This window comes from Roseateles sp. L2-2 (genome assembly GCF_050613215.1).
In the GTDB taxonomy this organism is placed as follows: domain Bacteria; phylum Pseudomonadota; class Gammaproteobacteria; order Burkholderiales; family Burkholderiaceae_C; genus Roseateles; species Roseateles noduli.
The window spans coordinates 6067984-6080106 of sequence record NZ_CP192509.1; the positions used below are offsets into that span (position 1 = coordinate 6067984).

General features: G+C 69.6%; 11 protein-coding genes. 6 read left to right on the forward strand and 5 right to left on the reverse strand.

The annotated features are described in order from the left end of the window. Window positions 1-24: 24 nt before the first annotated feature. The gene (locus ACQZ13_RS27065) at window positions 25-3033 is read right to left on the reverse strand and encodes a sensor histidine kinase (protein ID WP_431048928.1); all 3009 of its coding nucleotides are present in this window, start codon (window positions 3031-3033) and stop codon (window positions 25-27) included. Window positions 3034-3313: 280 nt separating this feature from the next. Between ACQZ13_RS27065 and ACQZ13_RS27070 the strand changes: the two genes are divergently transcribed. Beyond that, the gene (locus tag ACQZ13_RS27070) at window positions 3314-3955 is read left to right on the forward strand and encodes a response regulator (protein WP_431048929.1); all 642 of its coding nucleotides are present in this window, start codon (window positions 3314-3316) and stop codon (window positions 3953-3955) included. A gap of 48 nt (window positions 3956-4003) precedes the next feature. On the opposite strand, the gene ACQZ13_RS27075 is transcribed toward ACQZ13_RS27070, so the two are convergent. Further along, the gene (locus ACQZ13_RS27075; protein ID WP_431048930.1) at window positions 4004-4867 is read right to left on the reverse strand and encodes a hypothetical protein; all 864 of its coding nucleotides are present in this window, start codon (window positions 4865-4867) and stop codon (window positions 4004-4006) included. Here ACQZ13_RS27075 and ACQZ13_RS27080 point away from each other — a divergent pair. From ACQZ13_RS27080 to ACQZ13_RS27100, 5 genes are all read left to right on the forward strand, one after another. Continuing rightward, the gene (locus tag ACQZ13_RS27080; protein WP_431048931.1) at window positions 4857-5123 is read left to right on the forward strand and encodes a hypothetical protein; all 267 of its coding nucleotides are present in this window, start codon (window positions 4857-4859) and stop codon (window positions 5121-5123) included. The genes ACQZ13_RS27075 and ACQZ13_RS27080 overlap by 11 nt on opposite strands. A gap of 42 nt (window positions 5124-5165) precedes the next feature. Beyond that, a complete protein-coding gene (locus ACQZ13_RS27085; protein WP_431048932.1) occupies window positions 5166-5450 on the forward strand; it encodes a hypothetical protein in 285 nt (94 codons plus the stop codon). 15 nt (window positions 5451-5465) lie between these two features. Next, window positions 5466-5636 (forward strand): hypothetical protein, encoded by a 171-nt coding sequence (locus ACQZ13_RS27090; protein ID WP_431048933.1) that lies wholly within the window; start codon window positions 5466-5468, stop codon window positions 5634-5636. Between the two features lie 162 nt (window positions 5637-5798). Beyond that, entirely contained in the window at window positions 5799-7541 is a 1743-nt protein-coding gene (locus ACQZ13_RS27095) for a hypothetical protein (RefSeq protein ID WP_431048934.1), read from the forward strand. A gap of 10 nt (window positions 7542-7551) precedes the next feature. Next, the gene (locus ACQZ13_RS27100; protein ID WP_431048935.1) at window positions 7552-7806 is read left to right on the forward strand and encodes a hypothetical protein; all 255 of its coding nucleotides are present in this window, start codon (window positions 7552-7554) and stop codon (window positions 7804-7806) included. Here the strand turns inward: ACQZ13_RS27100 and ACQZ13_RS27105 are convergent. The 3 genes from ACQZ13_RS27105 to glnE are packed head-to-tail and all read right to left on the reverse strand — an operon-like array spanning window position 7803 to window position 12108. Beyond that, window positions 7803-8687 carry a DMT family transporter gene (locus tag ACQZ13_RS27105; RefSeq protein ID WP_431048936.1) on the reverse strand — a complete coding sequence of 295 codons (885 nt, stop codon included), beginning with the start codon at window positions 8685-8687 and terminating at the stop codon, window positions 7803-7805. The two genes, ACQZ13_RS27100 and ACQZ13_RS27105, sit on opposite strands and share 4 nt — an antisense overlap. Before the next feature lie 9 nt (window positions 8688-8696). Next, the gene (gene rrtA / locus ACQZ13_RS27110) at window positions 8697-9320 is read right to left on the reverse strand and encodes a rhombosortase (RefSeq protein WP_431048937.1); all 624 of its coding nucleotides are present in this window, start codon (window positions 9318-9320) and stop codon (window positions 8697-8699) included. Between the two features lie 19 nt (window positions 9321-9339). After that, window positions 9340-12108, reverse strand: a complete 2769-nt coding sequence (glnE, locus tag ACQZ13_RS27115) for a bifunctional [glutamate--ammonia ligase]-adenylyl-L-tyrosine phosphorylase/[glutamate--ammonia-ligase] adenylyltransferase (RefSeq protein ID WP_431048938.1) — start codon at window positions 12106-12108, stop codon at window positions 9340-9342. Between the last annotated feature and the right edge of the window lie 15 nt (window positions 12109-12123).

The window sequence follows — 12123 nt, forward strand, 5'->3', positions numbered from 1 at the left end:
GCAAATGAGTGATGGCGCGCGGCCTCAGCGCGCGTACGCCTTGGACGCCCGCATCGTCAACGAAACGGTCGTCCCCTTCTCGGGCGCGCTCTCGATCTTCAGCGTCGCGCCCAGCGTCTGGGCCCGTTCCCGCATCGAGGCGAGTCCCATGTGCCCGTGCTTGCCGGTCGCCGCCAGGTCCACCGGCATGCCGCTGCCGTCGTCCCGAAGCTCGATCCGCAGACGCCACCATCCGAAGCGCCAGGTCATTGTGATCCGGTTGGCCCGCGCATGCCGGAAGGCATTCAGCAAGGCCTCGCCGAAGATCAGGCGCAGCTCGTCGCGGACCTCCGGCCGCAACGGCCGCTCCCGGCCGTCGACCTCGAGCCGGAACTCGCCGTCGTAGTCGCGCGCCAGCTGCGACGCGATGTCCTCCAGCGCGCGCGGCAGGCTCGTCCCCACCTGCGCCGCGCCGCGCAGCGACATCACGCGTCGACGACTCTCGTCCAGCACGTCGTCGGCCATCACCAGGTCCGCATCGATCGCCGCCCGCACCGGGTGCTCCGACGGCAGCTGCGCCGAGTGCGCCTCGAATCTCAGGATCAGCCCCTGCACGCCCTGCAGCAGCGTGTCGTGCAGCTCGCGCGCGATGCGGTCGCGCTCGGCCATGCGGGTGCGCATCTTCTCGCGCGCGCGCCGGGCCGCCTGCTTCAGCCGCAGCCGGTGCAGGGCCCAGATCAGCGCGATCGCCGCGGCCACGCACAGCAGCTGGAAGACCACCGTCTGGTACCAGGCGGCGGGGATGACGAAGTCCTGGATCGCTTCCTCGTCCGACGCGACGCCGTCGCCGTTGATCGCCAGCACGTGGAAGCGGTAGCTGCCCGGACCCAGGCTGTTGTAGCCCGTCTCCCGCCGCACGCCCGCCTCGCGCCAGCGGGTGTCGATGCCGTCCAGCCGGTAGCGGAAGCGCACCCGCTCCGGCATCGCAAGGTTGGCGGCGGAGAAGCGCAGCTCCATCATCTCGGTGTTCTTGGGCAGCGTCACCGGCGCACCCGGCGCGTACTCGACGCCATGCGCGCGCAAGTCGGTGATCCTCACCACCGGCGCCACCGGCGTGCCGCGCAAGCGCGCCGGGTCCAGCCAGGCCACGCCCGTCGTGCCCGCGAACCACAGGCGTCCGTCCTCGCCTTCCACCACGCTGGGCTGCGGCCAGAACGCCGTCGCACCGCCGGGGTGACCGTCCAGCGTGTCCAGCACCTCGATCTTCAGCGGCTGCAGCGGGTCGTTGAGGTAGGCGCGCAGGTCCTCGCGGCGCACGTGGACCGCCCCCTTGCGCCCGTTGAGCCAGAGATCGCCGGTCGCCGTCTCCGCGATCCCGGACACGCCGGCCAGCGCCTCCGGCACCTCCGCGGCCAGGGGCACGAAGCGGCCGTCCCACAGGATCGCGACGCCGCGCTCGCCCGCGACCAGCGGACGCGAGCGTCCGGCGTAGACGTGCAACACCTCGCCGATGCTCCCGGGCCGTGTGACCGGAAACCGGCGCACCCGGTCGCCGCTCCAGCGCAAGACCTGGCCTTCCTTGAGACCGAACCAGTAGACCCCCTTGCCCGGCCCGTCCGCCCAGGCCACCGACGCCTCCAGCGGCGAGGTCTCGCCGGGCAGGGCCAGCGGCTGCCAGCGTCCGTCCTCCCAGGTCTGCACGCCGCCGCGCTGGAACGCGACCATCACGCCGTCGCCGTAGGGCACGATGCCGCTGATCCAGCGCTCGCCGACGCCCGACGGCCGGGGAATCTCCTCCCACCGCGCGCCGTCCCGGCGCCAGAGCCCGGCCGGCCCGACCAGCCAGAGCCGCCCCCGCCGGTCGCGGCCGGCGGCGGTGATCTGCGCCCCGGGCGCGGGCAGCGGCTCGGCCTTGCTCGCACTGCCCGACAGGTGCCACACGGTCGACGCCACCGGAGAGAAGGCCGCCACCGTCACGCCGCCGTCCGCATCCGGCGCGAGCGCGAAATTGCTGGTGGCCCGCGGCATCGGGGTCGACACCAGCGGCGCGCGCCGGAAGCGGTCCAGGCCGGTCTTGGTCGCCACCCACAGACTGCCTTCGGCGTCTTCCAGGATCATCATCCCGAAGTCGCCCGACAGGCCCTCCGGCGCGGCGTAGCGCTCGTGGTCGCCGGTCAGCGGCACGCGGTCGCCTTCCAGCGGCCAGGGCAGGCGGCGCCGGCACAGGCCCGCCGGACAGAACACGGTCCACAGGTTGCCGTCGCGGTCGACCACGGTCGACGATCCGCGGCGCGTCGACAACCGCGTATCCCGGGCGATGGGCAGCCTCGACAAGGCCGGCGCCTTGCGCATCTCGCCGGCGAAGACCAGCCAGGCCTCGCCGCGCAGCACCTGCAGGCTGGTCGCCTCCTTGCAGTCGCCGACGGCCCGGAAACGCGTCTCGCCCTGCGGCAGGCCGAGCAGCTTGTCGTTGTCGCACAGCCAGACCGTGCCGCGCCCGTCCACCACCACGCCGTCGATGGCGCGGCCTTCCACGCCCCAGGACGCGCCGATGCGCTCCCAGCGGCCGTTGTCGAAGCGGAAGAGCTCCGTGGCGCCGCCCGCCCAGACGGCGCCGTCGGCATCCTCGGCGATGAAGCGGATGCGGGCGGTCGCGACCGCCTCGGCCGCCGGGACGCGCCAGACCTGCTCGCCGCGGATGCGCACCAGCCCGCGCGGGAAGAAGGCCGCCCACAGGTCGCCGTTGGAGGTCGCCAGCACCTTGGCCACGGTGCCGGAGGGGAAGGCCTCCGGCCGCGCCGGGCTGAAGCGCTCGAAACGCACGCCGTCGAAGCGCGTCAGGCCGTTCGGACCGCCCATCCAGAGCAGGCCGTCCGGCGTCTGCGCCATGGTCCAGGTCTCCATCGGCACGCCGTCCGCGGCCGTCCAGGCGCGATGGTGGAACTGGCTCAACGCCAGCGACTGGTCCAGCGCCCGGGCCGGAACGGCGAGCGCCAGCAGCGTCGCGATCAGCAGCGCCGCGCCGATCGCACGACAGGCAGAAAGGGACAACACGCGGGACAAGCTCATGGGGCCGGAACACTATCAGAAGCGGCGCGGTGAGCGGGCGAGCCGTGGGGGTGGGGCGAGGCGCCGACGCGACACGCCTGCGCTAACTCTTTCGAGGGAGGGGCATCGCCCCCGGGGGTGATCGGGAGCGGCGGCTGCGGCTACGCTTCGCCTCTTCGTGCCGTACCTCCGTGCCGTACCTCCGTGCCGTACCTCCGTGCCGTCCGTCCCCCGACGTTCGTTCGAGCCGACCGGATGGCGCCCCCGACCTGATCGCTGCCTGCGCGTGAACGACTCCGCCCCGATTTCCTCCCCCATCACCGTGATGGCTGTCGACGACCATGCGCTGATGCGCAGCGGCATCACGACGATCATCGACGCCGAGCCCGACATGCGCATGGTGGCCGAGGCCACCACCGGCCTGGAGGCGCTGTCGCGCTTCCGCCAGCATCAGCCGGACGTGACGCTGATGGACCTGCGCATGCGCGACATGGACGGCATCGAGGCGATGACCTCGATCCGGCGCGAGTTCCCCCAGGCGCGCATCGTGATCCTGACGACCTTCCCCGGCGACTTCCAGGCGGCGCGTGCGATCAAGGCGGGCGCGGTGGGCTATCTGCTCAAGGGCCTGATGCGCACCGAGCTGCTGGACACCATCCGCGGCGTGCACGCCGGCCGGATGATGGTGCCCCCGGCGATCGAGGCCGCCATCGCGCAGCACGCCGGCAGCCGGGCGCTGTCGCTGCGCGAGACGCAGGTGCTGCGCCTGGTGGCGCTGGGTCACGCCAACAAGGAAGTGGCGGAGCATCTCTCGCTGACTGAGGAGACGGTGAAGGTCCACATGCGGACCATCCTCGGCAAGCTGGCCGCGAAGGACCGCACCCACGCGGTCACGATCGCGCTGAAGCGCGGGATCATCGAGCTCTGATCGGCTTCTGATCGATCCCTGATCAATCCCTGATCGAGGTCCGCAAGTTCAGCTGCGGTTGCCCATCGGGCCCATTTCGAGCGTCGACGGCGTGACGGCCGCGGGCTCGTCCTTCTTGAACATCGGCGCCAGGTTCATCTTGGTGTTGATCCAGACGTTGAGGCCGGCCCACGCCGGCGCGCTGGAGGCCGCGGCCTTGGCGAACGGATTGGCGTCCGCCAGCGTCTTGCCCAGGCCGACAGGAATGCCGACCGGCAGGGTCAGGCCCCAGTTGATCATCATGCGGGCGGCCATGCCGGCCTTCATGGTCGCGTAGTCCACCTTGTCGTTGACGGCGGTGCCGCCGGTCGCGCCGGGCAGCTTGCTCTTCATGACCGTGCTGGTCAGGTCCGACACGGTGTCGAAGCCCGCGCTCACGGCGCGCTGTGCCGCGGCCGTGACCATCATCGCGGTGGCCTGGGCCATCGGTTCCGGCATGCCCTTGGCCTTGAAGGCCTCGGTCATCGCGGGCGTCAGCTTGGCCGACAGGGCCACGCCGCTCATGCCGCCGGCGATCGCCGTCCACATGTCGTTGAAGCCGGCCATCACACGCGGGCCTTCGCGCTGCAGGAAGGTGTCGCCCGGCAGCTTGATCGTCGCGCCCAGCGACGGCTTGGTCTTCATGTGCTCGCCGATGAACTCCTTGCCCAGCGCGGCGGCCAGTCCGCCGAGCACGCTGGAGGACACGCCGAGCGCTTCCTTCGACGCGCCCGCCGCGCCGGCGCTCATCAGCGTGATCGCCTGCACCGCCCAGGCGATGGCGTGGCCGCCGCCGTAGGTCGTCGCGCGCTGTCCGAGCGTGGCCAGCAAGGCGTCGGTGAGCTGCTTGCCGGAGACGTTGGCGGGCGGGACGCCGGTGGGCGTGGCGGCCACGGTCGTCGTCGTGACCGGCGCGGGTGTGGACGATGTGGATGACGAAGACGAAGACGAAGACGAAGACGAAGACAGTCTGCCTGCCAGCGTCGTCGGATTCGGATTCGGATTCGGCGTCACCGGCGAGGCGGACGCGCTGGAGGACGAACTGGAAGATGGCCTCGACGAGGACGACAGCGAAGGCCTGCCGAGCGAAGTCTCAGGCAGCTGCGGTGATTGCGGTGACTGCGGCGGACGCTCGGAGACGGCGGACTGAGGCCGACTCTCGGCGGTCGACGCCGTCGGCGATGGCCGCTTCGTGTCCGGGATCGAAGGCTTCGGCGAAGGAAGCTTCGTCTCCTGGATGGCGCCTTGCGGCGATTGGGGTTTGGTCTCGGCGACGGAGGTCTTCGTCTCCGGGAGCTTGCTGCCTGATGCTGCGGCTTCCGATGGGGTCGACGGCGTCGAGGGCAGCTTGGTATTGAGCTTCAGCGACGGCCTCGTCGATGTCGTGGGCGACGGCGTTGCCGAAGTCGTCGGTGTCTGGACCTTGCCTTCAGCGGCCGGGCGCTGGGGCGACGAGAGACCGGTGGTGCTGGGCTGAGTCGACTGGGGCTGCGTGTCGAGGCTCAGGGGCGGCAACTTCGGCGAAGCCTTCTCCGGAGTCTCCGACGCTTCCTTCGCCGGCGTCTTGTTCTCGGTGGGCTTCAACTGCGGCGACGACGGTGGACTCGTCGAGACCGGAGAGTCCGGCAGCGGCACCTGTGTCGGCGACGCCGGCGGCGATTGAAGGCGGGACTGCTCGAACAGGGGCGTCTGAGCCTGCGTCTGCGTGCGCAGATTCGGCAGGGAGGCGGTCCGACGCGGCGGTGCGCCGGCTCCAGCGGGGCCAGGTCGTGCCGCCAGGCCAGGAAACTGCGCAGCGGCGCCGCCCTGCCCACCGGCGGGCGTCGTGGTCGGCGTGGTCACCGGCGTGCTGGTCGGCGTGCCAGGCGTCGTATCGACGGGTGACGGGACGGCGCGGTTCTGGATCGTGTTGGACATGGCGCCCTCCTTGGCAGACGTGGCCCGCCGGCGACATCAGGAGGCGGAACCCGCGCGCCACGCGGGCGCCCGAACCTCATCCGGCAGCGAGGGGCCACTGTCGGACTGCGACGCCGTCAAGGCGTTCGGACAGGCGAATCCGCGGATGCCGATGCGAAGCGACGAGCGTTTCCCCCATTCGAGGGTCAAAGGGGTGACATCAACAGCTCTGGCATTCCCATTTGGAGGGAGCGACTGCATGCAGTTGCATCGGTCCTACCGAAATGAGCGAATTGCCAGTGACGGCAACGGTCACCAACAATTTCAGGCTTCCATCGATCGCTTCCGCATCAGGCAGACGGCGCTCGACACGTCAGTTCTTCTGAAAGCGGGACATCGGATGACCAGTGAGATCCTCATCCTCAACAAGCGCGCCGCCGTGATCGGCGCGGACAGCGCGATGACCAGTTCATGGGGTGGCGATCACCCCCGCTTTTCGAAGTCCGCCAACAAGATCTTCGAATTGACGAGGCAAGGCTCGATAGCGGTCGCCATCTACGGTTCAGCAAGCATCGACAGCGTTCCGTGGGAACTGGCCATCAAGCTGTTTCGCGCCCATCTCGGAGCCCGAACGTTCGGACGTGCCAGTGACTATGCGACGGCCATCCTCTCGTTTCTGACGGCCAACAATCAACTGTTTCCACCATCAGTCCGGAACGACAGCACTGGCCGGCAGTTCGATGCAGCCATCGAAGAGATCGTTCGCATGACGCGCCGTGCTGATGATTCGATCTTTGATCGCGACGCGCCAATCGATCGACGACGCGCGGCCTGGACGTCGCAGACGAAGCAAATCCGAGAACTGCTGGATGCGACGGGCGTGGTTGAACCACTCTCTGCGCCGGCATTGAATCAGGTACTTCGGGATCTTGCTCCCTGGACGCTGCGCGCAGAACACCAAATCAGCAAGGTAGCCTCGCTGGCTGCAGTGAATGCCGCCGAATTGGCTGAGCTTGGGCATCGGCTCAGGTATGCGGCCCCGCAATCGCTGATCCCAGGTTCCGGCCTCGTGATTGTTGGGTACGGCGAGGAACAGATCTTTCCCGCCTACACGCAGCTGGAAGTCTTCGGTCATGTTGGCGACGAACTGCTGCATGGCACGACAGGCGCCTTCGAGGTCACGCACGGCGGGGCGGCCAGGATCCAACCGCTTGCCAGTACGTCAATGATTGATGCCTTCATCGATGGCTACGACCGCACACTTGAGGCGGCCGTCGACGACCAGAGCAAGCTCGGGTTCGAATCCGTCTTTCAGTGTCTTCACGAATCCGGCATCGATGTCCCCCGCGATCTGGCCGGGGCCATAGCAGGCGTCTGCCAGCAGCGCTTCATGGTCGATTGGAAGCGGATGAACTGGCAGCACAACTGCTCTCCGCTGCTCCGCGTTCTTCAAAGTCTCGACGTTCCGGAGATGGCTGATCTGGTCGAAGCCCTCCTTGGCATCGAATCGCTGAAGGAGCGCGCTACCTCCTCTTCGGAGTCCGTCGGAGGACCGATCGACGTTGCGGCGATCACCAAGGAGGAGGGCCTGGTTTGGATCCGCCGCAAACATTACTTCGACGCGGCAATGAACACGCGATACGTCTCGCGCCTGCACAAATCTTTCGATTGATGGAGTAACCATGATCCAGCTGAAACAAGAGAACCTGTCGATGAATCACCGCAAGCACAGCATCGAAGACATATTGCGCACGCGACTGAATCCGCCTGTGAGCAAGACTTGGCAAGACTATGTGGAAGAACAGCGCGCACGCGACGCACTTCCCGAAAATTCGCCACTTGTTCGATGGGCCAAACAAGCGTTGGAGGGCGAAGCGGTTGAGAGCTTCAGTGCCAGCGTCTGGCCTGGCATCGAGGAATGGTCGACCGGCGTCTAGCGATTCACCATCACGATCCCCGCCGCCAGCCCGGCGAGGGCGAGCATCAGGCGCGGGGTGATGGGCTCGCCGAGCAGCAACGCGCCCGCGATGAGCCCGAACAGCGGCGTGCTCAGCGTGAAGCTGGACAGCTTGGTCGCCGGGTAGTGGCGGATCAGCCAGAACCACAGCAGGTAGCTGACGAACGACACGATCACCGCCTGGAAGCCGAACAGACCCAGCAGCCGCCAGGACCAGTCGAGCGGCAGGACTTCGCCGGTCGCCGCCGCGCCGGCCGCCAGCGCGATCGCAGAGATCGCCAGCTGATACAGCAGCGTCTTCTCCGCGCTGGCCGATGAGAGCTTCGTCGCGCGGATCGCGAGCGTCGTGCCGCCCCACAGCAGCGCGGCCAGCACGCCGAGCGCATCGCCCAGCCACTGCATCGTCTGCCCGGTGCCCTGCAGTCCCTCGCCGAACGCGAACGCCACCGCGCCGAAGGCGATCAGCAGCCCCGCAGCCTGCCGCTTCGTCAGCCGCTCGGCCGGCGAGATCAAGGGCATGCCCAGCGCGACCACGAACGGCGACAGGTAGAGGAACACCACCATCCGCGACGCCGTCGTGTATTGCAGGCCGACGAAGATGCAGGCGAACTCGGCGGCGAACAGCAGGCCGGCGAGCATGCCGCCCGGCAGACTGCCGTCACGCCGGAACAGCGCGATGCCGCGCGCTGCGGCGAAGGCCCAGACCAGCGCGCCGGCCAGGCCGGAGCGCAGTGCGGCCTGCCACAGCGGACCGATCTCCGTCAGCGCGGCCTTGGCCGCAACCTGGTTCAGGCCCCACAGCACGCAGCATCCCAGAAGGATGACCACCGCCGTGCTGTCGAGATGCTGCTTGCGTTCCATGGGGCCGGATCATGCCCGGCGGTGCGTGCGGCCGCTGGCTCGGCGCGCCCAGACCCGCGCGGCCAGCGCACACAGCAGCGCGGTTGCCACGCCGGCGACCAGCCCCGTCAGATGCGCCAGCGGCGCGATCGCGATGTTCCAGCCGTCCCAGTGCCGCAGGGCCGGCGCCGACAGGGGCCGCTCCGCCGCCACCTTCACGATGAGCCCGATGCCGATGAGCAGCCCGATCACGCGCTCCCGCCCGTGAGAGGCCCGCATCCGCATCATCCCGATCGCCGCCACCGCCACGCCCGCGTGCAGCACGCCCGACGCGCCGCCGAAACGTTCCAGGGAAGGCTCGATCAGCAGCCCGAATTGCGTGAGCGGCCATGCGAGCAGCCAGGCCACGGCGTCGCGGGCCGTCAAGCGCGCGGCCACGCCGAGCAGGCCGACCACGGCGCAGCCGGCGAGGTTCGCGATCAGGTGCTGAGGGCTCCAATGCAGCCACGCCGCGCTGATCGCGCGCCAGGGCTCGCGCGCTGCGAGCTCAGGTCGCCATTCGAGCGCGGCCTGCACAGGCGGCGCCTGGACCCACGCCACCAGCGAGCCGATCGCCAGCGCCATCGCGACGAGGAGCCACGCGCGTCCCGGCATCCGGTTCCGCTCCGCGATCTCAGCCGAAGACGGCCCGCCAGAGCGCCAGCACCGCGTCGCGCTGCGGCGCGAGCGCCTCGGCGGCCTCGCCGTCCAGCGAGGTCGACTGCTCGTTCAGACGCGCCCGATGCTGCACGCGGCGCAGCTCGCGGTAGGCGTCGGCGGCCTGGCGGCCCACGTCCGCGGGCAGCAGGCCGAAGGACTCGGCGCGCTGCAGCAGCGCGATGTTGCCGGCGTTGGCCAGCAGCTCCGGATGCTGGCCGGAGTGCGCCAGGATCAGGTACTGCAGCGCGAATTCGGCGTCGACCATGCCGCCCGGGCTGTGCTTGACGTCGAAGAAGCCGGCACGCACGGCGCGCGCGGCGCGCAGCTTCTCGCGCATCGCGACGACTTCCTCGCGCAGCGCCGCCGGATCGCGCGGCGCGGTCAGCACCGCGCGGCGCGTGGCCTCGAAACGTTCCGCCAGCGACGCGTCGCCGGCGCAGAAACGCGCCCGCGTGATCGCCTGGTGTTCCCAGGTCCAGGCGGTGTTGCTGCCGCGCCCGCCCTGGTAGTTCTCGAAGGACGACAGCGAGGTCACCAGCAACCCCGAGTTGCCGTTGGGCCGCAGCGCCGTGTCGATGTCGAAGAGTTCCCCGGCCGCCGTGCGTATCGTCAGCCAGGTGATCAGCTTGCGGATGAAGGCGCCGTAGATCTCGGCCGCGTTCTCGTCCTCGTCGTCGAAGAGGAACACCAGGTCCAGGTCGCTGCCGTAGCCCAGCTCCTTGCCGCCCAGCTTGCCGTAGGCGATCACCGCCAGGCGCGGCGCCGGACGGTGCTTCTGCTTCAGGCGGTCCCAGGCCCAGCCGAGCACGCAGTGCAGCGTGGCGTCGGCGAGCAGCGACAGCTCGTCGGCGACCTGCTCGACGCTGATCTGCCCTTCCACGTCCCGCACCAGCGTGCGGAAGACCTCCGCGTGATGCGCGCGGCGCACGCTGTCCAGCAGCGCGTCCTCGCTCGCTTCGCCGTGTTCGGCCCAGGCGTCGTGACGCGCCTGCAGATCCTGGATGAAGGCGGGGCCGTCGAAGCGCTCGTGCAGCAGCCGCGCGTCGGCCAGTTCGTCGATCACGCCGGGATGCTGCATCAGGTAGCGCATCGGCCAGCGCGCCAGCCCCAGCAGGCTCAGCAGCCGGCCCTGCACGGCGGGCCGCTCGACCAGCAGGGCGAGGTAGCTCTCGCGGCGCAGCAGCGGCTCGATCCAGTCGACGAAGCGTTGGGCCGCGTCCATCGTGCACTCGCCCTGGCGCACCGCCAGCGCCGCGCGCCCGACCAGCTTGGCCAGCCGCAGCCGCGATTCCTCGCGCAGGTTCTGCACCCGCGCCTGCTGCGCCCAGCGGCGCACGTTGGCCGCCAGTTCGGGCTGCAGCTTGTCGAGGAACTCCTCGCTGTCGATCGGCAGCGGCGGCCCGCCGCACATGCCGTTCTTGCAGTTGCCCTTGCCGCCCGGCGCGACGCCGTCATGCAGCAGCGCGTCGAATTCGGTCGCCACCAGCTCCCGCACTTCCATCAGCTTGTCCAGCAGCGGACAGGCGTGGCTGTTGCAGGTCAGGTTCAGGCTGCGCGCGATCCAGCCGATGTCCTCGTCGGCCGCGGGCAGGCAATGCGTCTGCTGGTCGTCCAGGTACTGGATGCGATGCTCGACGCGGCGCAGGAAGTCGTAGCCCTTGGCCAGCGCGGTGGCGGTCTCGGGCTTCATCAGCCCGCGCGCGGCCAGACGCGTCAGCGCCTTCTGCGTCGAGCGGGTGCGGATCTCGGGGAACTGTCCGCCGCGCACCACCTGCAGCAGCTGGACGATGAACTCGATCTCGCGGATGCCCCCGCGCGAGAGCTTCACGTCGTTGGCGCGCTCCGGCCGGCCGGCGGCCCGGCGCTGGGCCTCGTCGCGGATCTTGCGATGCAGCTGGCGCAGGCTCTCGAAGACGCCGTAATCCAGATAGCGCCGGTAGACGAAAGGCGTCACCAGGCTGCGGAGCTGCATCGCGCGGCCGTTCCTGACGCTCTCGCGCGGCGCGACGACGCGGCTCTTCAGCCACGCGAAGCGTTCCCATTCGCGGCCCTGCACGAGCAGGTATTCCTCCAGCATCGCCATGCTGACGGCGGGCGGTCCGGAGTTGCCGTTGGGCCGCAGCGCCAGATCGACGCGGAACACCTGGCCGTCCTCGGTCACGTCGCCGATCAGCGTCGACAGCCGGCGCGACAGCTGCGCGAAGTATTCGTGGGCGGAGATCTTCTGGCCGCCGGCGGCGTTGCCCTCGGTCTGGCCGTCTTCCTCGTAGACATAGATCAGGTCGATGTCGGACGAGACGTTGAGCTCGCGCCCGCCGAGCTTGCCCATGCCCACGACCCAGAAGTCGATGTCCTGGCCGACGGCGTCGCGCGGCGCGCCGTACTGGGCGTCGAGCTCGGCGCGGCAGGCGATCACGCCGATGTCCAGCGCCACCTCCGCCAGGTGCGTCATCGCCTGCGTCACGTCGGTCATGGGCGCGCCCTGCTCGACGTCGAGCACGGCCAGCCGCTCCATCACCAGCTGGCGCATCACGCGCAGCGCGGCGGGCAGCGGGCGTCCGGCTTGCCGGAGCTGGTCCACGACGGCGCGCATCGTGACGTCGTCCGGCAGGCCGGGCGGCAGCAACGACAATTCAGCCGCATAACGGCGGCGGATGCGCTGAACGAAACGGCTGTGGTCCGCGGACGCGACCGGCGTCGGGACGCCCGTCGTGTCGGAGGTTGCCGAGGCAACTGAATCCATCGGTAAAGAATGCTC